Source organism: Pseudenhygromyxa sp. WMMC2535 (genome assembly GCF_011083025.2).
On sequence record NZ_JABJWV010000001.1, the window covers coordinates 5,854,139 to 5,878,085 of the forward strand.

Sequence of the window (23,947 nt, forward strand, 5' to 3'; positions counted from 1 at the left end):
GCCGTCGCCGCCCTCGCCAAAGGCGTGGCAGCGCCCGTCGCTGGCCAAGAAGCCGCCCTGGCCGAGGAGCAGGTACTTGTGGGGGTGCGGGGCCAAGTTGACGCCGCCGGCCAGGGCGAGGCTGCACTCGCCGCGGCGCAGCGCCGCGATCGCCAGGTGGATCGCCGTCAGCGAGGACGAGCACATCGTGTCGACGGCGAGGCTGGGCCCGGACCAGTCGAAGAAGTAGCTCACGCGGTTGGCGACGGAGGCGTGGGAGGAGCCGGTGATCGTGCCTTCCGGGGTCGCGCCGCCCCCGGTCATCAGCTGGTACTGCCCATACATGACGCCGACGTAGACGCCGACGGCGGCGCCGCGCAGCTGGGCGCGGGACAGGGCGGCGTCCTCGAGGGTGTGCCACGCGGTCTCGAGGAAGAGGCGCTCTTGGGGATCGATGACCTCGGCCTCGCGGGGGGTCACGCCAAAGAAGAGCGCGTCGAAGCGATCGGCGTCGGCCAAGAAGGCGCCCCACTTCGAGGGCGTCTTGCCCGGCTGCCCGCGCTCGGGATCGAAGTAGGGCGCGTGGTCCCAGCGCGAGGCGGGGATCTCTTCGACGCAGTCGCGGCCGTCGCGGAGGAGCGCCCAGAAGTCGTCGAGGTCGGCGGCGCCGGGGTAGCGGCCGGCGACGCCGACGATGGCGATGGCGTCAGCGTCAGCGCTGGCGTCAGCCTCGGCATTGGGCTCGCCGTCCGTGGACACGTGCGGGTCCGTGTGGTCGGCGGGCTGGGGCGAGGTGCCGGGCTGGCTCGGGCCGGGCCCGAGCAGGGCGCGGGACGCCTCGGGGCGCTCGGACAAGAAGTACTCGGTCAGCTCGGCGACGCTCTGGTGCTCGAAGAAGAGGGTCTTGGGCAGGGCGCCAAAGCGCGTAGCGAGGCGCTCGGTGACCTCGAGGACCATGACCGAGTCGACGCCGTAGCGATCGAGAGTCTCGTCGTCGCGCAGCAGCTCGGGGGAGAGCTCGAGCACGGCGGCGAGGGCCTCGACCACGACCTCGCGCACGGCCGCCTCGACGCGAGCGTCGGCGGGAGAGGACGCGGGCAGAGAAGACGCAGGGCGTGGGTGTGGGGCCCGGCGCAGGGGGGGCGCCGTGTCCCCGGGGTTGGTTTGCTCGCGGTTGGCCTGGGCGCGCCAGGCTGCGCGGATCCGATCTGCGTCCCCGCGCACGGCGAGGTAGCGCGGATCGGCGGCGCGCAGGCCGGCCTCGAGCAGGGCGCAGCCGGTCTCGGCGTCGAGGGGTTCGAGGCCGGCGGCCGCGAGCAGTCGGGCCGTCGCCGCGGGCAGGCGCATGCCCTCGCCCGTCCACGCCGGCCACGCGAAGGCCACGCTGACCCCACGCCTCAGGCCGCGGGCGCGCAGGTCCTCGCGGGCCGCGGCGAAGTCGTCGAGCCACGCGTTGGCGAGGGCGTAGGCGCCCTGGCCCGCGTTCCCGGCCACGCCGACGAAGGACGAGCACAGCGCGAAGAAGTCGAGGGGGTCCTCGGCCGTCGCGGCGTCGAGGGCGAGGGCGCCGCGGAGCTTGGGCCCGAGGACCTCGAGGACGCTGGCGTCGCTGGTGGTCGCCAGCTGCTCGTCGCGGAGCACGCCCGCGGCGTGGATGATCCCGTGGATCCCCCCGAGCTGCTCGCGCAGGCTCGCGAGCTCGGCGTGGACCCGGCCGGCGTCGCGGATGTCGAGGCTGAGGTAGCGGGCGCTGGTCGCCCCGAGGGCGAGGAGCTCGGCGCAGCGCTGGGCGCTCGCGTCGTCGGGGGCAGCGCGGCCGCAGAGCACCAGCTCGGCGGCGAAGCGCTGGGCGAGATCGCGGGCGAAGGCCTGGCCGAGGCCGCCGCGGCCGCCGGTGATCAGGTACACGCCGCCGCGGCGGTAGGGCGAGGTCTCGCCGCGCTGCGCTGGTGCGTCGTGTTGCTCGGCGCGCTCGCGCCAGCCGAGGACCTCGCGGATCCCCCCGCGCAGGCGCAGGGTCTCGCAGGCCGGGCTGGGGTCGCTGCACTCGTCGAGCAGGCGGGCGGCGAGGAGGTCGGGGGCGAGGCCCTCGCCGAGGACCACGCGGACGCTGAGCCGGGGATCCTCGTGGGCGACGCAGCGGCCCAGGGCCGTGAGCGCCTGCTCGGTGGGGGCGCCCGCCAAGCAGCACTCGATCGCGCGCAGCGACGCGCGCCCGGGGGTGCGGAGGAGCGCGCGCACGCGCTCGGTGGCCGCGAGCAGGGCAGCCTCGCTGGCGCGCGGGTCGAGCGCGCGCGGGCGGGCCTGGTGAATGACGACGAGCTGCTGCGTTCCCTCGTGGTCGAGCGCGGCGAGGCGCCGAGGGAGATCGGTGCCGGTGACTCGGGAGATCGTCGGCGCGGGCGTCTGCTCGGCGCAGGCGCGGACCAGGGCGTCGGCGAGGCCCTCGTCGACGTCGACCAGGACCAGCTCGCGGCCTCGCGCGGCGGACCACGCGGGGATCGGGCGCGGCGCCCAGGTGGTCTCGAAGCGCAGCAGCTCGCTGGCCGCGGGCTCGCCTCGCTGGACGCGGCAAAGTTCGAAGCGTTCGACGCTCATGCACGCGCGGCCGTCGGCGAGGGCGAGGGTCAGCGAGGCGGCCAGGCCCTCGGCGGTGGCATCCGCGACCAGGCGCAGGCGCGCGACGAGCTGGGCATCTGCTCGGCTCGGCAAGGGGGCGTGCCAGCGGAGCCCGGCGAGAGCGCTGGGTAGGTAGAGGCCGGGCTCGAGGCCGGCTTTCTCGGCGAGGGGGGCGATGGCGAGCATGGCCGCGTCGAGGACGGCGACCTGGGCCGTGAGCCCCCGGGCGTCGGCCGACGGCGCGATGCGGGCGTGGACGCCCTCGTCGTCGGTGCGCAGCTCGACGAGGGCGCGCAGCGCAGGGCCGTGCTCGAGGCCGCCGGCCGCGAGGCGCTCGTAGATCGCGGCGCCGCTGCGCGCGGGGACGCTCGCGGCCCCGTGATGTTGGTTGTCGTGGGGAGCGGGCGTGGGCTCGCCCCAGCGCAGCTCGGCCGCAGCGCAGGGGATGAAGCGCGAGCCGAGCTGGCGCCCGAGCTCCACGGCGGCGCCACCGTCGAGGGCGCGCAGGCGCAGCGCGGCGTCGAGGCCCTGGCCGGCGTCGACGTCGAGCGGCCGGAGCCAGCGCAGGCTCGTCACCTGGGCGACCTCGTGGCCGGAGGAGGCCTCGGCCGCGCGCAGCATGATCAGCAAGGCGGCCGCGCCGGGGAGCGTGGGGCGGCCAGCGACGCGGTGGCCGTCGAGCAGGGCCGCGCCGGCGTCGAGCTGGAGGGTGAAGCGCTGATCTCCGAAGCGCGAGCAGTTGACGAGGCGCCAGCCCTCTTGGGTCGCGGGTGTTGGCGCGGCTGTGTGCTCGGTGGTGGGGAGCGCGGGCGCGTGGCTGGGCAGGGCCTGCCAGTAGCGTTCTCCTTCGAAGGGGTAGGTCGGCAGGTGGACGCGGCGACCGACGCGGGTCAGCGCCGACCAGGGCAAGGCGGCGCCGGCGATCCACGCCTGGGCAAAGCGCTGCCAGTCGCGGGCGGCCAGCCACGTCCGGGCCATGGCCGCGAGGGCCTCGGGGTCCTCGGGGAGGGCGAGTTCGCCGGCGCGCGTCGTCTGCTGCGCCGTGGGTTCGCCGCGCCTGGCCAGGGCGTTGCGCAGGGCCGCGAGCAGGGTCGGGCGATCCTCGGCGACGACGGCCGCGCGCGCGCTCAGGGGCTCGCGCCCGCGCTGGAGCGTGGCCGCGACGTCGCGCGGGTCGAGGGAAGGGTCGGCCTCGAGGCGCGCGAGCAGCCGGGCGAGGACCGCGTCGAGGGCCGCAGGCGTGGCCGCGCTGACGGGGAACACGGGGATCCACGGCGCAGCGGCCAGCGTCGCGTCGGCGGCAAAACGATCGCCTCGCCACGCCTCGACGATCAGGTGACCGTTGGCTCCGCCGGCGCCAAAGGAGCTGAGCGCTGCCCGACGCGGCGGGGCACCGTCTTCAGCTCGGTCGGTCGCCGGCCAGGCCATCGGCTCACGCTGGAGCACGAAAGGCGAGCGCTCGAGGTCGAGCTTGGGGTTGACGGGATCGGCGTGCAAGGTGGGTACGATCTCGCCGTGCTCGAGCATCAGCAGCAGCTTGGTGAGGCCGACGACCCCCGCGGCCGACTCGAGGTGGCCGAGGTTGGACTTGATCGAGCCGAGGGCACAAAAGCCTCGGCGCTGGGTGAAGGGGGCGTAGGCCCGGGTCAGCCCGGCGAGCTCGATGGGATCGCCCAAGCTCGTGCCGGTGCCGTGGGCCTCGAGGTAGGCGATCGACTCGACGTCGACGCCCGCGCGCTCGATGGTCTCGCGGATGACCTGGGCCTGGGCCTGGGGGTTGGGCACGGTGAAGCCGGCCGTCTTGCCGCCGGCGTTGATCGCCGAGGCCAGGATCACGCCGCGGATCGGGTCGCCGTCGCGCTCGGCCGCGGACAGCGGCTTGAGCAGCAGGCAGCCCACGCCCTCGCCGTCGACGAAGCCGTCTGCGCCGGCGCCAAAGCTGCGGCAGCGCGGGCCGCTGGCGAGCATCTGCATCGCCGACATGCGCAGGTAGTGCAGAGGGTGGAGGATCAGGTTGACGCCGCCGGCGAGGGCGAGGGCACACTCGCGTCGGCGCAGGCTCTCGCAGGCCAGGTGGATCGCGGTCAGCGAGGACGAGCAGGCCGTGTCGATCGCGAGGCTGGGGCCGCGGAGGTCGAGGCAGTAGGACACGCGGTTGGGGATCGACCAGTGCGAGGCCAGGGCGTCGCTGCGCAGGCCCCTGGCGTAGGCCTCCGCGCCGCGCAGCTCGTAGTGCCCGTTCATCACGCCCGCGAACACGCCGACGCGCCGGTCGAGCTCGCGCAGCGCGGCGCGGGTGTAGCCGGCGTCCTCGAGGGTGGCCCAGGCCGTCTCGAGGAAGAGCCGCTCCTGGGGGTCCATGCGCTTGGCCTCGCGCGGTGAGATGTTGAAGAAGAGCGCGTCGAAGCGCTCGACGTCGTCGAGGAAGCCGCCCCAGCGGCTGACCTCGGGCCCGAGCGCGCGCCAGTCCCAGCGCGCCGGCGGGACCTCGCGGATCGCGTCCTCGCCCGCGCGCAACAGGTTCCACAGCGCGTCGAGATCCTCGCCGCCGGGGTAGCGGCCGCTGACGCCGACGATAGCGATGGGCTCGCTGGTGTGGGCTGGGGGCGCCTCGAAGGACGAGGTGAGGAGGGCGGGGGCAGGGAGGGCGCGCGCGGGCGCCCGGGCGAGGGCGCCGGGCTGCGGGTCGTCCTCGCGGGCGCCCGCGGTGCCGGGGGAGCCCTGGGCGGGGGCGCCGAAGAGCGCGTCGGCGTCCACGGTGGGGGCCGGCCCAAGCAGCGCGGCGAGGCGCTCGCGGTGCTCGGTCACGAAGTACGCGGCGAGGTTGTCGAGGTCGCCGTGCTCGAAGAGCAGGCTGTTGGGCAGCGCGCCAAAGTCCTGCTCGAGGCGCTCGGTGATCGACAGGACCACGAGCGAGTCGACGCCGAGCTCGGTCAGCGGGGTCTCCGGGCGGATCTGCGCGGGGTCCATGCGCAGGGCGTCCGCGACGACGCCGCTGAGGTAGCGCCTGGCCGCGGCGCGCAGCTGGCCGGCGCTGGCCTGGGCGCCGCCTTGGGCAGCAGCCTGGACGTGCGCGCGCGGCTGGTGGGGGGCCGCTGGAGAGGGCGCGGTGGCGGACTCGGGCCGCTCGGATCGAGGGTCGGCGACGAGCTGGGCGTGGCCGCTGGCGTCGACGCGGGCGCGCAGCTGCGTGGCGATCTGCGCGCGGCGAGCCGCGGGGCTGAGGCGGACGACGGCGGCCTGGCGCAGGCCCGCGGCGATCAGATCGCGGGTCGCGTCGACGGCCGCGCGCGCGCCCAGGGCCTCGACCCCGGCGGCCTCGAAGCGGGCGACGCGATCGGCCCCGGCGGCGCCCCCGATGTCGCCCCAGTAGCCCCAGTCGATGGTCACCACCGGCCAGGGGGCGCGGCCGTGCAAGGAGAGGCCGAGGGCGTCGAGGAAGCGGCTCGCGGCGGCGTAGTTGGCCTGGCCGGGGGCGTGGGTGAAGGCGATCAGCGAGGAGAAGAGCGCGACGAAGTCGAGGGGGCGATCGGCGAGGGCGTCGAGGAGCTCGGCCGCGCCCTCGACCTTGGGCGCGAGCACGTCGAGGAGCTCGGCCTCGCTCATGTGCGCCAAGGTCCGGTCGCGGAGCACGAGCGCGGAGTGGAAGACGCCGCGCAGGGGCCCGAGCGCCGCGCTGAGCTCGGCGATCGCGGCCCGCAGCCCCGCGCCGTCGCCGAGGTCGGCGCGGCGATAGGCGACGACGCCCCCGCAGGCTTCGACCTCGGCCATGCGCGCGCGGATGTCCGCGTCGAGCTCGCGCCGGCCGATCCACGCCAGCTTCGCCCCGGCCCGGCGGGCGAGCTCGCGGCTGAGCTCGAGGCCCACCCCGCCCGCGCCGCCGACGATCAGGTAGGTGCCGCCGCGGACGAACACCGGGGCGCTCGCGGGGGCCAGCGCGCAGGGGACCAGGCGTCGCTCGAGGCGGCGATCCGCGATCAGGGCGAGCTCGCGGCCGCCGCTGTGGGCGGCCTGCGTCTCGGCGAGGATCCGCGCGGCGCAGGCGTCGACCCTGATGAGATCAGTGAGCTCGCTGGGCTCGAGGTCGAGGCAGGAGACCCGCCAGCGCCGGCGCTCCTTGGCCGCGCTCAGGGCCAGGCCAAAGGCCGCGGCGCCGGCGAAGTCGGGGGCGCCGCGCGTCCCGACGCCGACGACGGTCAGCGCGAGGGGGCGGGCGTCGTCGTCGTGGGAGATGAGCGCGGCGAGCAGCTCGCGGGTGGCGAGGGCGGAGGCGCGCTCGCGACTGGCGAGGGCGGAGAGCTCGGGGCGCGCCGAGGAGACCGGCGCCGGCAGGATGTAGACGGCGCTCAGCTGGCCGTCGCTGGCGTGGGCCAGGAGCTGGGCCCGCCAGCGCTCGGGCGCCGCGCTGGTGTCGACGACGTGCACTGGCCCGCGGGCGCTCACGGCCCGCTCGAGGGCGAGGGCGAGGGAGGTCGCGCCGGCGCGCAGGATCAAGCTCCCTGCCTGTGGCGACGCTGGGGCTGGGGCTGGGGCGGGCTGGTCTTCGCAGGGCGCCCAGACCGGCGCGTAGATCAGCGAGGCCTCGGCGCTCGTGTCGGCGCGCGTGTCGGTGGTCGCGGGCCGAAGCTCGCGCAGCGAGAGCCCGGCGAGGAGGATCTGGGGGCGGCCCTGGGCGTCGAGCAGCGCGATGTCGAAGCGCCGCGGCGCCCGGCGGCGGACGTAGACGTAGCGGGCGTCTCGGCCCGCGCCGAGGGCGAGGGCGCGCTCGAGGGTGTGGGGCAAGAGCAGGCCGCCCGGGCTCGCGTCGCGCTGGGAGAGCGGGCCCGCGGCCTGGAAGGCGGCGTCGAGCAAGGTGGGGTCGAGCGCGAAGCCGCGGAGGCCGGGGTGCTCGGGGTCCAAGCTGGCCAGGACCTCGTCGGCGCCGAGCTGGAGCGAGTCGAGGCGGCGAAAGGCCGGGCCGTGGTGGACCCCGGCGGCCTCGAACTCGGCGTAGAGCTGGGCGGCGTCGAGGCGCTCGGGGCAGCGCGCGAGGATCTCGTCGAGGTCGAGGGCGGCGGCGCCCAGGGCCTGGTCCGCGTCGGCGCGGGGGACCACGCGCCCGCGGGCGCACAGGCCGAGCGCATCTCGCAGCTCGATCTCGAGGGCGTCCGGCTCGAGGGCGTCTGGCTCGCTGCCGTCCTGGGCGGCGCAGGGCCGCAGGTGGAGCTCGAGCGCGGCGCTGGACACCGAGGACAGCTGCACGGGCCGGGCCCAGGTCAAGTCGACGACCTGCGAGGACACGGCGGCGCCCCTGGGGTCGGCCGCGCGGGCGCAGGCGAGGAGCAGCTCGACGCTGGCGACGCCCGGGAGCGTGGCCACGCCGCCCACGCGGTGCTCGTCGACCAGGGGATCCTCGGCGGCGAGGCGGACCTCGAAGACCAGCCCGGGGAGCGCGAGGCAGCGCGCCAGGTGGAGGCGCTCGATGAGGGGGTGCAGAGGGGCGGCGGCGGCCAGGCTCGCGAAGCCGCCGTGCTCGTCGGCCCACAGGCGCTGGCGCGCGAAGGGGTAGTGGGGCAGCTCGAGCAGCTCGGGGCGCCCGCTGTCGTAGAGCGAGCGCCAGTCGATCGCCTCGCCGGCCAGCCACGCGCGGGCGAGGGCGGAGAGGGTCTCGGCAGGGACGGCTTCGCCGAGCGAGGGGGCCTCGCTCGGGCGGGTCAGCGGCCGGGCGCGGCCGCCCGTGGCCACGCGCGCGCGCAGGAGCTCGGGGGCAGCGCTCGTCGGCGTCGCGGTGGACGAGAGCGCCGCGAGCCCGGCGTGCAGCTCGTGGAGATCACGGACGAGGAAGGCGGCGCGCTCCTCGAGGCTCTCGCGGCCGACTTGCAGGGTGTAGGCCAGGCGCGCGAGCCACTGAGCTGGGGTCGAACTCGCGGCTTCTTCGGTCTGGGTCTGGGTCGGGCAGGTCGGGCAGGCTTCGAGCAGGCGCTCGGCGAGGGCGGCGAGGCGCGCCTCGGACTTGGCCGAGAGCAAGACCAGCCACGGCCCGGGGACGTGGGCCGGCTCGGGGCGCGGCGGGGCCTCCTCGACGATCAGGTGGGCGTTGGCGCCCCCGGCCCCAAAGGAGCTGATGCCTGCGCGCCGGGGGAGGGGCTGGCCGTCGGCGTCGCGGGCAGCCGGCCACGCGCGCAGCGATCGGTTCACGCGGAAGCGATCGAAGTCGATCTTGGGGTTGGGCGGATCCGCGTGCAGCGAGGGCGCGAGCTCGGCGTGGCGGAGCTGGAGCAGGACCCGGGTCAGCCCGGCCACGCCAGCGGCGGACTCGAGGTGCCCGATGTTCGCCTTGATCGAGCCGACGACGCACTCGCCCTGGCCGAGGCCGGCGTCGGAGAAGGCCCGCTCGAGGCCCGCGAGCTCGATGGGATCGCCGAGCGAGGTGCCGGTGCCGTGGGCCTCGACGTAGGACACGCTCGCGGGATCGACGGCCGCGCGGGCCAGCGCGGCGCGGACGACCGCGGCCTGGGCCACGGGGTTGGGCACGGTGTAGCCGCTGGTCTTGCCGCCGGCGTTGATCGCCGAGCCGCGGATGACCGCGAGCACGCGGTCGCCCTCGGCCAGGGCGCGGGCGAGGGGCTTGAGCAGGACCACGCCCACGCCCTCGCCGTCGACGAAGCCGTCGGCGCCCTCGCCGAACACCCGGCAGCGCTCGTCGCTCGACAGCATCCGCATCGCGCACAGCCGCCGGTAGTGCTCGGGGTGGAGGATCAAGTTGACGCCGCCGGCGAGGGCGGTGGCGCACTCGCCCCGGCGCAGGCTCTCGCAGGCCAGGTGGATCGCGGTCAGCGAGGACGAGCAGGCCGTGTCGATCGCGAGGCTCGGGCCGCCGAGGTCGAGGCAGTAGGACACGCGGTTGGCGATGGCGTGGAAGTCCGAGTAGGCCGCGACCTCGCGCTGGCCACGGACCCGGGCCTCGACGCCGAGGTTGCGGTACTCGCCGTTCATGACCCCCGCGAACACGCCCACGGGCCCGTCGGCGGCGGCGCTCGCCCGGGTGTGCCCGCCGTGCTCGAGGGCGCACCAGCAGGCCTCGAGGAAGAGCCGCTCCTGGGGATCCATGGCCTCGGCCTCGCGCGGGCTGAGCCCGAAGAGCTCGGGGTCGAAGCGGTCGACGTCGGTGATGAAGCCGCCCCAGCGCGCGTAGGTCTCGGGGTGCTGGCGCCAGTCCCAGCGCGCGCGCGGGACCTCGGTGATCGCCGACTCGCCGCGGGCGATCAGCGTCCACAGCTGGGCGAGGTTTGGGGCGCCGGGGTAGCGGCCGGCGACGCCGATGATCGCCACGCCGTCCGCGGCCCCGCGCTCGGCCTGGGGTCGAGCGCGGCGCTCGAGGAGCTCGAGGAGTAGCTCGCGCTTGCGGGCGGTGCTCAGAGCGTCGACCTTCATGGCATGGATCCTTGGTGCAGGAGGGTGGCGAGCATGGCGTCGACCTCGGCGTCGCTGAGCCGAGAGACCTGCTCGCGCAAGCTGGAGGGGCGCGCGGCCGTGGGGGCCTGCGCGGTGGCGGGCGCGGCCGCGGGGGCGGTGGCGGGCGTCGGCGAGGCCGAGGGCTGGGCCGCGAGGACCGCGGCCAGGCGCTCGCCGTGCTCGCGTGCCAGGTGGGCAGCGAGCTCGCGGATCGTCGGGTGCTCGAAGAGCAGCGAGGCGGGCAGCGGCCCGAGGTCGCGCTCGAAGCGGGCGTTGATCTCCTGACCGACGAGGGAGTCGATCCCATAGACCTCGAAGGTCTGGTCGAGGGAGAAGCTGTCGAGGGGGTTCTTGAGCACCTCGGCGAGCACGCCGGTGACGTAGGCGAAGGCGGGCTCGAGGCCGCCTTCGCTGGGCGCGGCTGCGGTGGTGGTGGCGCCCGGAGCTCGCGCGGGGCTGGGGCCACCGTCGGGGCGGGCGGGCGTGTCGGCGCGGGAGCGTGAGGCGCCCTGGCGCAGCTCGCTGGGGCTCGGCACGCAGCCGGCGACGAGCACGGCCTGGGCGCGCCGACCCGCGCCGAGGCCAGGCAGGCCGAGGGCGGTCATCGCCCCGAAGCCCGCGCTGCGCAGGCGGGCGGCCCACTGATCTTCGCCGAGCAGCGGGGAGTGAGCGAGGCGGCCGACGCCGTCGTGCTTCCACCACCCCGGGGTCAGGCCGAAGGTCGCGGTCACGAAGGGCTGGGAGCGGATGCCCTCGTAGAGCACCAGCGCGCCGTCTGGGCGCAGCAGGGAGCGCGCGCCGGCGAGGGCCTCGTCGAGGCGCCCGGAGGCGTGGAAGACGTTGCTGCCGACGACGAGGTCGACGCTCCCGGGGGCGGCGGCGGCGAAGGCCGCGAAGTTCTCGATGTCGAGGCGGGCGTAGTCGACGAAGCCGTACTCGGAGAAGCGCCTGCGGGCCGCGACGGTGAAGCCCGGCGAGATGTCGGTGAACACGTAGCGCAGGGCCTCGGCGTGCTCGGCGAGGGCCGGGAGCACGAAGGCCGTGGTTCCCCCGGTGCCGCCGCCGACCTCGACGACGGTCAGGCGCTCTCCGGGCCGCTCGCGCCGCTTGGCGGCGATCAGCGTGCGCAGCGACTCGGCGACCAGGCCGTGGTGAAAGTCGAGGATCGGGTCGCCGCGGTAGATGCCCTGGACGCGCTCGAGGCTGCCCTTGGGGAAGAGCACTGCCATGTGATCGCGGGCGCCGGTGAGCAGCTCGGGGTAGGCCTCGACGCAGGGCGCGAGCAGATCGAGGTGCGGGCGCAGCTCGGGGTAGCGCTGGCACAGGCGCTCGCGCACGCCCTCGAGGTCACGCATCAGCCGGGCCGCGTGGGGGCTGCGGGCCTTCGCGCTCAGCTGGGCGCCGACGTAGTCGCTGGCCTGGCCGCCCGCGATCAGCCCGTGCTCGGCGAGGGCGTCGACGATCGCCCACCACTGGCGGTGGTAGGCGGGGATCACCGCGGCGGCCTCGGGGGTCTGGACGCGGCCCTCGGCGTCGACGAGACGCATGTCGTGGACGCGCGAGAGCAGGCCCCAGGCGGTGAAGCGGTTGAGGGCGCGGGTCGCCTGGGTGTGGCGGCGCAGGCTGGCTGGATCGAGGGGCGTGCGGGCGTGGACGCGCTCGACCACGCCCGCGTCGACGAGCTCGCGGCGGGCCGCGGTCAGCTTGATGGCCAGGACCTGGGGCGCGTCGCTGGCCATGATTCGCCGCAGGGCCTCGAGGCCCTCGTCGACCTCGATCGAGCCGATGCCCTGGGCGGCCAGGCGGCGCGCATACTCGGGATCGGCGACGACGCCGACGGAGCCCCAGTAGCCCCAGTTGACGATCTTGACCGGGAAGCGGCCGAGGCTGCGCAGGTAGTGGGCGAAGGCGTCGGCGAAGCTGGTCGCGGCGGCGTAGTTGGCCTGGCCGGCGCTGCCCTCGAAGGCCTGGCCCGAGGAGAAGAACACCAGGAAGTCGAGGGGCGCGTCGCCGATGGCCGCGGCGAGCTCGACCACGCCCTCGACCTTGGGCCCGAGCACGGCGCGCATGGTCGCGTCGTCCATGCGCTCGAGGGTGCGGTCGTCGAGGACGAGGGCCGAGTGGAACACGCCGTGGATCCGCCCGTGACGGCGGCGGACCTCGGCCAGCGCCGCGCTGAGCTCCCCGGGGGCGGCGATGTCGGCCCGCAGGTAGGTGAGCGAGGCCCCGAGGGCCTCGTGTTCGGTGATCGCCGCACGCTTGTCCGCGTCGAGGGGGCTGCGGCCGATCCACACCAGGCGGGCGTCGGCGCAGCGCTCGGCGATCTCGCGGCTGAGCGCGCGTCCGATGCCCCCGGCTCCGCCGATGATCACGTAGACGCCCGCGTCGCGCAGGCGCACGCCCTCGCTGTCATCACGACCATCACGAGCTGGGCGGCCGGGCCCGAGGGTGAGCGGCCGCAGCTCGCGGACGAAGCGGACGCCGCCGCGCAGGGCGACGTCGATCCCGGAGCGCAGCCCCGGCTCGGCGAGGGCCGCGGCGATCGCCGCGATCTGGTTGTCGCGCGGTTCTTCGAGGCTGATGTCGACGCAGGCCACGTCCCAGCGCGGGTACTCCCGGGCGATGGACTTGCTCAGCCCCGGCAAGCACGCGGCCAGCGGCCGAGGCGTGCGCGTGGGCGCGAGCGGGTGCAGGTCGTTGGTGATCACGCGCAGGTGGATCGCCGCGCGGTGCAGGCCCGCGCGGTGCAGGGCGCGGGTCAGCCAAAACAGGCTCATCAGCCCGAGCTGCTGGCGAGCGTCGAGGGCCTCGCGGTCGACCCGGGCGTCGCGCTCGAGGCCGCCGAGGTGGACGATGGTCCCGGTCGAGTGACCAGAGAAGACGGACTCGACCAGGGCGGTGAGCGTCGCGGCCGAGGTCTGGGCGTCGAGGGTGACCACGCGCGCGCCCCCGAGGCGCTCGGCCGCCGCCTCGGCGAGGGGGCGCAAGTCGGCGCTCGCGAGCACCACGCGGGGGGCTGGCGAGGACGCGGTGGTCGGGGTGGCGGGGCGCGGCTGCTGGATCCAGCGCGGCGCGTAGAAGAACTCGGCGAGGGGGTCTTGGTAGGGCAGCAGGGCGACGTCGTGGAGGCGCGCGCAGGTCCGGCCGTCGTCGTCGAGCAAGGACACGCTGACGCGCTGGCTGCTGGTCCGGCGCAGGTGCGCCCAGCCGCGGCCCGAGAAGGGGGCGAGCAGCTCGAAGCGGCCGATGGCGTAGGGCATCAGCAGGCGCTCGTCGCCGGCGTCGACGTCGAGGCCGGCGATGGCCTGGAGCGCGCAGTCGAGGGCGCCCGGGGCGACGGGCGGAGCGAGCAGGGGGGCGCTGGCGCTCGGCGGCAGCTCGAGGCGAGCGAGGGCCTCGCTGGCGCTGCCCCACACACCGGTGAGCCCGGAGAAGCTCGGGCCATAGTCGACGCCGAGGGCGGCGAAGCGCGGGTAGATGGCGGCCGCGTCGCGCGGGCGACAGCGCTCGCGGATGGCCGCGAGATCGACGGGCGCCAGCGTCGAGGGGCTGGGCTGCTCGCCGACGGAGGTGAGCAGGCCGTGGGCGTGGACCTCGCGAGCCTCGCCCTCGCCGGTGGACAGCTCGAAGCGCCGCTGCCCCGCGGCGTTGGCCGAGGCCTCGATGTGCGCGCTCAGCTCGACGCCGCGGACGCTGGGGCTGAGCGGGCGCTGCCAGATCACGCGCTCGAGGACCACGGGCGCGACCTCGCCAGGCTCGCTGCCCTCGGCGGCGAGGGCCGCGATCACGGCGAGGTAGGCCACGCCGGGGAGCACGGGCCGCCCGGCGACGATGTGATCGGCGAGCAGGGGCTGCGTCGCGCTCAGGTGGAGGAACGAGGTGCGCGCGCCCTCGGCCGCGCGGGGCGAGGCGGCGCGAGGTTGGGACTGGGACTGGGACTGGGACTGGGACTGGGACTGGGCTGGGCTGTGCGCGCGGGAGGAGGCGGCCGCGTCGTCGAGGGGCGGCAGCCAGTAGCGCTGCTCGGCGAAGGGGTAGAGCGGCGCGGGGCCGCGGCGGGCGTCGAGGCCCTCGAAGTGCGCGGCCCAGTCGGGCTCTCGGCCGGCGACGTAGGCCTCGGCCACGCCGACGAGCTCGCGGGCGACCTGGGAGCTGACCGGCCCGCAGACCTGACCGGGCTCGAGGCCGGGCAGCAGCTGGCGCAGCTGGGCCAGGGAGCCGACCACACAGGCCGCGCGGACCCGCAGGTGACTGCGACCCTCGCCCAGGGTCCGCGCGAGGTCGGCGAGGCAGGGCGGAGAGGGTTGATCGAGGAAGCGCAGCAGCTGGTCGCGGACGCGGATGAAGTCCGCCTCGCTCCGGGCGCTCAGGGGGATCAGGTGGGCGGCGCGCGAGCGACCCTGGCGAGGGCGCGCCGGGGCCTCGCCGACGATCACGTGGGCGTTGGTCCCGCTGAAGCCAAAGGAGCTGATCCCGGCGACGCGCGGACGCTGCGTCCGCGGCCAGCTCGCGGCCTCGACCGGCACGCGGAAGGCCGAGGCTTCGAAGTCGATCATCGGGTTGGCGCGGGTGTAGTGGATCTCCGGCGGCCGCGACTCGTGGCGCAGGGCGAGCAGGATCTTGAGCAAGGCGGCCACGCCCGAGGCCGTGTTGGTGTGCCCGATGTTGGCCTTGACCGAGCTCAAGGTCAGCTTGGGCAAGCTGGGCGAGCGGCCCGAGAAGACCGCGTCGAGGGCCCGCATCTCGATGGGGTCGCCGAGGGGGGTGCCGGTCCCGTGGGCCTCGACGTGGGAGAGGGCGTCGGGGCTCAGGCCGGCGCGCGCGAGGGTCTCGCGGATCAGCGCCGTCTGAGAGCGGGCGCTGGGGGCCGAGATGCCGTTGGTCTTGCCGTCTTGGTTGGTCCTGCTGGCGAGGATCACCCCGTGGATCGGATCGCCGTCGGCGAGGGCGCAGGTGAGGGGCTTGAGGACCACGGCGCCCACGCCCTCGCCGAGGACGATGCCGTCGGCGTCGGCGTCGAAGGCCGAGATCCGCCCGCTGGGCGAGAGCATCCCGGCCTTGCTCGACACGATCATCATGTCGGGCGTGAGCATGGTGAACACGCCGCCGGCGATGGCCAGCTCGCAGCGTCCGGCGCGGAGGCTCTCGCATGCGAGGTCCACGGCCACGAGCGAGGACGAGCAGGCCGTGTCCACGGCCAGGCTCGGCCCGCGCAGATCCAGGAAGTAGGCGATGCGCGCGGCCAGGACACAGGTCGAGAGGCCCGTCAGCGCGTAGGGGGTGTAGTGCTCGCGGGCGAGCTTGGGGTAGTCGCCGGCGTAGACCCCGGCATAGACCCCGCAGCGGCGCTCGGCCAGGGCGCGGGCGGGCAGGCCCGCGTCCTCGAGGGCGTGGTAGGCCGCCTGGAGAAAGAGGCGCTGCTCCGGCGACATCAGCTCGGCCTCTTTGCCCGAGATGTTGAAGAAGCCGGGATCGAAGCGGTCGACGCCCGTCAGGAAGCCGCCCCACTTGGAGCTCGAGCGCCCCGGAGCCTTGGGGTCGGGGTCGAAGAAGGCGGGGTCCCAGCCGCGCTCGCTGGGGACCTCGGTCACGCTGCAGCGCCCCTCGCTGAGGTTGCGCCAGTACTCGTCGAGGGTCGCCGCCCCGGGGAAGCGCCCGGCCATGCCGATCACCGCGATGGCGTCGAGCTCGAGGCTCGCGTCGGCGCTGGGATCGCGGCGCGCAGCGCTGGCCTGCGTGGGGCCGGGGCTCGACGCGCCCGCGCTCGGCGTGGCGCGACTCTCTCGCGTGGGGGCGCGCCCCGGCTTGGTCGGCGGCGGCTCCCGGGGCGGGGTCGTGCGCGCGGCGATCCACGCTCGCAAGGAGGGGAGGTCCGGGTGCTCGTAGAGCTGCGGCGCGTCCACGGGGACGTCGAAGCGCGCGTCGAGGGCCTTGGCGAGCTGGACCACGGCGATCGAGTCGAGGCCGAGGCTGCCGAAGTCGACGCTGGGATCGAGCTCGGTCTGGGCGCGACCGGTGACCTCGGCGAGGACCTCGAGGAGCGTGGCGGTGAGCTCTTCTTCGCTGCGCAGCCTGGAGCCGCTGGCGTGGGCGCCGTTGGAGCCGTTGCCGTTGGAGCCGTTGCCGTTGGAGCCGTTGGAGCGGCTGGCGTGGACAGCTCGTGAGCGGCTGGCGTGGGCGCCGTTGGAGCCGCCGGCGTGGACGGTCGAGGTGCCGGCGGGTGAAGCCGCCGCGTGGACCTCGGCGCGCGGCCTGGAGGCAGCGCGTCGCCGAGGTGGTGTGGGGGCAGGCCGACGCGCCGGGGTCGCGACCTGGTCTCGCGTCTCGGCCCGCGCCTGGGCGGGAGCGGCGGGTCGCTGGGCCGCGAGGTAGGCCGCGAGCTGGGCGACGCTTGGGTGGTCGTAGAGCGCGGCCGCGTCGAGCTCGAGGCCGAACTCGCGGTTGAGCGCGCGGATGATCTCGACGCCGCTGATCGAGTCGACGCCGAGGTCCGCCAAGCTGGTGTCGAGGGCGAGCTCTCCGGGCTCGAGGTGGACGAGCTCGGAGATGGTCTCGAGCAGCCAGCTGCGGATCTCCGCCTCGCCGTGGCCCGCTGGCGAGGGCGCGGGGCTCGGGCTGGCGAGGGGGGCGGCAGCGGGGGCGTCGACGCGAGGGGTCGGCGCGGATGCTGGCGCTGGGGCGGGCGCTCGCTCGCGGACCGGCGCGGGCATCTGTTCGACCAGCGCGCGGGCGAGGGCGGCCGGGGTCGGGTGGTCGTAGAGCGCGACGGAGTCGAGGTCGACGGCGAAGGTCTGCTGGATCCCGCGGGCGATCTCGACGCCGTTTATCGAGTCCACGCCGAGCTCCTGAAAGACGGTCTGGGCGTCGAGCTCGTCGGGGCCGACGTGGAGGATGTCGGCGATCAGCGAGAGCAGCCTGGCCTCGACGGCGGCGAGCTCGAGGGCTGGCGCTGGCGCGGCTGGGGGGGAGTGGGGCGAGGCCGCAGGGGGAGCTGTGGCAGGCCTGGGCTGCGAGCGCGGGGCGCTGGTCGAGGCCGCCGAGGTCGAGGCAGAGGCGGTGGACCGCGGGGGCAGCTGGATGGTCGCGCGCTCGATCGGTGCCGAGCGCAGCGCCTGGCCGAGCGAGGACTTGGCGGGGAGCTGGATGGTCACGCGCTCGATGGGCGCGAACACGAGGGCCTCGGGCGCGGGGGGCGAGCTCGCAGGCGCAGTCGCAGGCGCTTCGATCCGGGGAGGCGCGTCCGTGGCCGCGCCTCGCGGCTCACCCTCGAGGGCGAGGCCGAGGCGCGCGCGCACCTCGGGCAGGGCGAAGGTCTGGCCGTGCATCTCGATCTCGAGGGGGACGGCCGCGCGCACGCGCTCGAGCAGATCGTCACACAGCGCGCGCTTGAGCAGCTCGAGGGAGCGCCGAGGCTTGCGAGCGAGCTCGTCGGCGAGCGCCCGGGCCTGGCCGTCGACCTCGGCTGCGGGGGCGAAGCGCAGCGGCGCGCCGCGGCGCTCGAGGGCCTCGCCGCGCAAGCTCGCGCCGGTGAACATCAGCTCGCTCGCGAGCGCCGGCCCGAGCTTCTCGGGCAGCAGCACCGTCGCGCCCATGCCCGGGGTGAAGCCGTAGCGCATGAAGTTGGCGGCGTAGCTGCGATCGCGGGCGAGCACGGTGATGTCGGCGTAGAGGGCGAAGATCAGCCCCGCGCCCACGGCGTGTCCGCCGAGCGCGGAGACCACGGGGACCGGGCAGCGCAGCAGGCCCTCGTAGAAGAAGGGCAGATCCGTGTAGCGGGCGCGGCCGTGGGCGATGTCGGCGAGGGCGTCGGGGGTGCCGCCCATGGCGAAGTAGGGCCCGCGGGCGGTGAGCAGCACGACCTTGACGTCGCCGCGGGTGGCGATGGCGTCGAAGGCCGCGAGCAGCCCGAGGACCAGGCCCTCGGAGAACATGTTGCGGTGCTCGGGATCGTCGAGGACGACCGTGGCGACCCCGCTGGCGTCGACCTCGAGGCTGACCTCGCGGCCCGTGTAGTGCTGGGCGCGGGCGTGCCAGGCGGCCGCGATCTCGGGCCGCTCGGGGGAGGGCTGGGGGCGCAGCGGGCTGACCCGTGGCGGACGCTCGGGCTGGCGTGCCTGTTCGGGCTGGTCGGGCTGGTTGGGCTGGCTGGCCTGGTCGGCGCGCTCGGGCGCGGCGCCGTGGGAGTCGAACCAGTAGCGCGGCCCCGCGAAGGGGTAGCTCGGCAAGGCGAGCAGGCGCGCGCCGGTGTCGGGCCACTCGAAGTCCTCGCCGGCGAGCCACAGCCGGGCGCGCTCGCTGAGATCGCTGGCCTCCGTCGGGGCGTGACCAAACAAGAGCGCGTGCTCGGGCTCGCCGGCGACCTGGGTGTCCGCGAGCTCGCCGAGGTGGCGCAGGAGCTCGGCCAGGTTCGGGGCGATCACGGCCGCGCGCGCGCGCATCGGCTCGCGGCCGCGGGCGAGGGTGGCCGCGAGGGCGTCGAGGCGCCCGGGGTTGCGCGAGAAGCTGTCGCGCTCGGCCTCGACGTGCGCGCGCAGCTGGGCGGCGCGGCGGCGGAGATCGTCGAAGGTCCGCGCCGAGAGCAGGAAGAGCCGCGGCACGGGAGCGTGTGTGGGAAGGGGGGAGGGCGTGGGGGAGGGCGCGGGCGAAGACGCGTCCTCGCCTCGCCACTGCTCGATCACGACGTGGGCGTTGGCGCCACCAAAGCCAAAGGAGCTCACCCCGCCGCGGCGCAGGCCGGGCCCGGTCGCCCACGGGCGGGTCTCTCGGGCGACGAAGAGCGGGCCGCCGTCGAGGTCGAGCAGGGGGTTTTGCGCGTCGAGGCCAGGGGTCCCGGGGATCCGCCCGCGCTCGACCGCGAGCGCGAGCTTGAGCAGCCCGGCGATGCCCGCCGCGGGCTCGAGGTGACCGATGTTGGTCTTCACCGATCCGAGGGCGCAGCTCCCCGGGCGCGGGGTGACGCCCTGGGCTGCGGCGAGGGTCTCGAAGGCGGCCTGGACGGCCTCGACCTCGACGGGATCCCCGAGCCGGGTGCCCGTGCCGTGGAGCTCGAGCATGCCCACGCTGTCGACGGGCACGCCGGCGCGGGTGTAGGCGTCGACGAGCAGCTCGGTCTGGGCCCGGGCGTTGGGGGCCGTCAGCGAGTGGGCCTTGCCGCCATGATTGACGGCGACGCTGCGGATCACCGCGTGGATCGGATCCCCGGCCGCGAGCGCGGCGCGCAGCGGCTTGATGTAGATGACGCCGACGCCCTCGCCCTTGACGTAGCCGTCGGCGCGGGCGTCGAAGGTCCAGCAGCGCCCGGTGGGCGAGAGCACGCCGAGGTCCGCGGCCGCGACCATCGAGCTGGGCGTGAGCATCAAGCTCACCCCGCCGACCAGCGCCGACTCGCACGCGCCCGTGGCCATGGCCGTGACCGCGCGGTGGAGGGCGACGAGGCTGCTCGAGCAGGCGGTGTCGATGGTCTCGCTCGGGCCGTGGAGGTCGAGGAGGTAGGACACGCGGTTGGCGATCATCGCCAGGGCGTTGCCGATCGGCCCCTGGGCGCCGGCGCCCCCGTGGGCCGCGAGCAGCTCGCGGTAGTCGGTGAACTGGGCGCCGGCGAACACCCCGACCTTGCGGCCGCGCAGGTCCGAGGGGCGCTGGGCGCCGTCCTCGAGCGCCCGCCAGGCGTGCTCGAGGAAGAGCCGGTGCTGGGGGTCCATGCGCTCGGCGTCGATCGGTGCGACCTTGAAGAAGCGCGCGTCGAAGCGGTCGACGTCGGCGATGAAGCCGCCCCAGCGCGGGCGCGGGTCGCCGTCGCGATCGCACAGCGTCCGCCAGTCCCAGCGCGAGGCGGGGACCTCCTCGATGGCGCAGCCGCGGGCGTCGAGGAGCCGCCAGAAATCGTCGAGATCGCGGCTGTGGGGCAAGCTCGCGCTCATCCCGACGATCGCCACGGCGTCGGCGGGCAGGTCCGCGCTGGCGTCGTGGCGGGGCGAGGAGGAGGGCGCGGGCGTGCCCTTGTTCGTGGGCTTGTTCGTGGGTGGGCTCGTGCGCCGCGGGGCTGCGCGCGTGCCCTCACCGAACACGCGGGCGATCGCTGCCGGGAGCTCGGCCGCGAGGTGTGCGGCGAGGGACTCGAGGTCCGCGTTGTGAAAGAAGACCGTGGGGCTGATCTCGGCGCCGAGCTCCCTGGACAAGGTGGCGGCGAAGTCCGTGAGCATCAGCGAGTCGAGGCCGAGCTCGCCGAGGTTGCGCTGGGGATCGAGCTGGGCCTCGGCGATGCGGAACTGCCGGGCCACGCGGGCGCGCAGGCCAGCGATGATCGTTGCGAGCGCCGGCGCGGCCGCGCTGGATTCGGCCGCGCTGGAGGCGGCCGCGGGCGGGGGGACCTGGCGCTCGCTCGCGGGGGCGGTCGCGGCCGAGGCCCGCAGGCTCGAGGCCACGCGCTCGCCCTCGCCGGTCAGCATCAAGACCTCGGACACGCCCGCGGGCAGCCCCGCGAGGATCCTAGCGAAGGCGCGCAGGCCCGCGTCGGGCTCGAGGTAGCGCATGCCGCTGACCCGGAAGAAGCGGGCCTCTCGCTCGTCGCCGAAGCGCATGCCCTCGCCGCGCCACAGCGGCCAGTCGATGGCCAGGCTCCGCCCGCGGCGCTCGCCGGCGGCGACGCGGAGGCTCCGCTGGCGCATGAAGCCGTCGAGGAAGCGGTTGGCCACGGCGTAGTCGCACTGGCCAAAGTCGCCGAGCCGGCCGGCGGCGGACGAGAAGGCCACGAAGAGCGCGAGGGGATCGTCGGCCGTGAGCGCGTCGAGGACCTCCGCGCCGCGCAGCTTGGGGTGCAAGGTCGCGGCGAAGCGCTCGCGCGACTTGTCGCCCAGGGTCTGGCGGGTGACCACGCCGGCGGCGTGGAGCACCGCGTGGATCGGGCCAAAGCGACGCCTGGCCGCGGCCACGACCTGCGCCATGGCCTGGGGATCGCCGACGTCGGCCTGGGCCACGTGGACGGCCGCGCCGAGGGCCTCGACGCGAGCGATGCGCTGGCGCTGGCGCTGGCCGGGTTGCGAGCGGCCGACGAGGATCAGCTGGGTCCCGGGCCGCGCGGCCAGGGCCTCGGCGAAGCGCAGGCCGAGGTCCCCGAGCCCTCCGGAGATCAACCACGTGCGCGCGCTCTCGGGCAGCGCCCAGGCGCGGGGATCGTCGGGGCGCTCGCTCGCCTCGGGCAGCTCGAAAGGCTGGAGCTCGAAGACCCAGCGCTCGCCCTCGGCGTAGGCCACGAGGTCGGCCAGATCGACGCAGCTCAGCTCGCGGGCCAGGGCCTCGGCGTGACGGATCGGGTCTTCGCTGGGCTCGAGCAGGAGCACGCGAGAGCTCGTGCTCGGCAGCAGCGGGCGCAGGGAGGCCGAGAAGCCGGCGACGGCCTCGGCGTAGGCCGAGCGGAGATCCGGGGCGGCGCGGGGGCTGCGGTGGAGCACGAAGAGGTGCTCGACCTTGGGCGCGCCCTGCTCGAGCATGGCGCGGGCGGCCGCCTCGACCGGCGCGATGAAGCGCGCGACGAGATCGTGGCTCGCGAGCTGGGGGGCGTCGACGTCGATCACCAGCGACAGCCCGTGGGCGCGCGTCGGATCTTTGCTCGCGAACTGGGCGAGGGCCTCGGCCCAGCGCCGCGGGTCGCGGGCGTCGAAGCTCGACCCGAGGTGCACGACATCGATCCCCGCGGCCTCGAGCACCCGAGCGAGGGCGCCCTCGCCGACGAACAGGCAGGTGCCGATCTGGGCGCGGGTGCGCGTCGGCGCGGCGCGGCGCCACCGAGGGGTGGCGTAGAGCTCGCGCAGGGACGCGGGCTGCTCGGCGACCGGGGTGGACGAGTCGCGCGCGGCTCGGGGCTCGGTCCAGCCGTGCTGCGGACGCGCCTGCATCCAGTAGCGCTGGCGTTGGAAGGGGTAGGTGGGCAGGGGCAGGCGCCGGGCCGTGAGGCCCGCGAACCACTGCGCCCACGCGGGGACGTAGCCGTGGACGTAGCGCTGGGCCAGGGCCTCGGCGCGCTCGAGCCGGGCGTCCTCGTCGAGCGCGGCGGCCTCGCTGAGCCGGCGGACCTCCGCGAGCTGGGCTGGATCGTGGCCGGCGTTGGCGGCCACGCCCGTGCGCGGTCCAACGAAGGTGCGGGCGTCGGCCTGGCCGGCGAGCCAGTCGGTCAGGGAGCGGCGCAGCGCGGTGAGGGAGCGCGCGGCGACGGCCAGGCGAAAGCGCAGGTGCTTGCGGCCCACGCCCAGGGTGTGGGCGAGGTCGACGATGTCGAGCGCCGCGCCTGCGTCGAGGTGCGCGAGGTGGCGCTCGATCAGGGCGCGCAGGGCCGCCTCGGAGGCCGCCGAGAACACGAAGAGCTCGGCCGCGCGGGTCCGCGGGGCGATCGCGGGGCGGGCCGGGGCCTCCTCGAGCACGACGTGGGCGTTGGTCCCGCCAAAGCCGAAGGAGCTGACGGCGACGCGCCGCGGCCCCTCGCTTTGCCAGGGGCGCAGCGCGGTGTTGACGAAGAAGGGGCTGGCCTCGAGATCGATGTGCGGGTTGGCGCGATCGAAGTGCAGCGAGGGCGGGAGCGCGCGGTGGCCGAGCATGAGCAGGCCCTTGAGCACGCCGGCGATGCCCGCGGCCGTCGCCGTGTGCCCGATGTTGGTCTTGACCGATCCCAGGGCGCAGCGCTGGCGGGGGCCGCCGTCGTCGTAGATCCGGCTGAGCGCTTCGAACTCGATCGGATCCCCCAGGCGGGTGCCGGTGCCGTGGGCCTCGATGCAGCCGATCGACGCGGGGTCGAGATCGAAGCGCGCGTAGGTCGAGCGCATCAGCGCCGCCTGGGCGTCGCCCGAGGGCGCCGTGATCCCGGCGGTGCGCCCGTCCTGGTTGATCCCCGAGGCCTTGATGACGCCGTGGATCGTGTCGCCGTCGCGCAGCGCCGCGGCGAGGAGCTTGAGCACCAGGGCGCCGACCGCCTCGCCGGGGACGAAGCCGTCCGCGCCCGCGTCGAAGGTCCGGCAGCGGCCCTGGGGCGAGAGCATGCGCCCGTTGCTCGCGAGCACGTGGAAGGTGGGGGCGACCTGGATGAACACGCCGCCGGCGACGACGAGGTCGGACTCGCCGCTCCACAGGCTCTGGCAGGCGAGGTGGATGGCCACGAGCGAGGACGAGCAGGCCGTGTCCACGGCCAGGCTCGCGCCCTTGAGATCGAGGGTGAAGGACACGCGCGAGGCGATCACCGAGGCGGTGTTGCCCCAAAAGCACTGCGCGCCCTTCTCGGCCCCGACGCGCAGCATCTCGGTCAGGTAGTCCCCGGGCCCGGCGCCCACGTAGACGCTGCAGCGCAGCTGCGAGAGCGTGGGCTCGGCGTAGCCGGCGTGCTCGAGGGCGGTCCACGCCTGCTCGAGGAAGAGCCGGTGCTGGGGATCGGTCAGCGCCGCCTCGCGCCCGGTCATGCCGAAGAGCTCGGCGTCGAAGTCCGCGACGCCGTCGAGGAAGCCGCCCTCGACGCAGTAGGAGGCGTCGAGGTTGGTGGGGTCGGGGTCGTAGTGATCGCCCGCGGACCAGCGCTCGGCGGGGACCGGGCGGATCGAGCAGCGGCCCTCGGCGAGGTTGTCCCAGAAGCGCTCGAGGTCCGGGGCGTCGGGGAGCTGGCCGGCCATGCCGATCACGGCGACGTCGGTGGGCGCGACGAGGGGGGCGGCGGCGGCCTGGGTGGCGCGGGTCAAGTGGGAGGGGGCCGAGTGGGAGGGGGCCGAGTGGGAGGGGGCCGAGTGGGAGGGGGCCGAGTGGGAGGGGGCCGCGTGGGCGGAGTCGACCTGCGCGTCGGAGTTGCCCAGGCCGAGGCGCGCGGCCAGGGCCGAGCCGCCGAGGCCCGCGATGTGGCGGCCGAGCGCGGCGAGGTTCGGGTGGTTGAACAAGCTGGTGA

General features: G+C 75.5%; 2 protein-coding genes (both cut by a window edge). Both read right to left on the reverse strand.

The window, feature by feature from the left end; translation table 11 throughout:
• On the reverse strand, window positions 1-10,011 hold the 5' portion of the coding sequence (locus tag G6O69_RS22855) for an SDR family NAD(P)-dependent oxidoreductase (protein WP_172305632.1). It extends 11,763 nt beyond the left edge of the window; 10,011 of the gene's 21,774 nt are visible here — the first part of the coding sequence; its start codon is at window positions 10,009-10,011; its stop codon lies off the left edge, out of view.
• Window positions 10,008-23,947 carry the 3' portion of an SDR family NAD(P)-dependent oxidoreductase gene (locus tag G6O69_RS22860; RefSeq protein ID WP_172305633.1) on the reverse strand. It continues 4,561 nt past the right edge of the window, so 13,940 of the gene's 18,501 nt are visible here — the last part of the coding sequence; its start codon lies off the right edge, out of view; the stop codon is at window positions 10,008-10,010. Before G6O69_RS22860 ends, G6O69_RS22855 begins: the two co-directional genes overlap by 4 nt.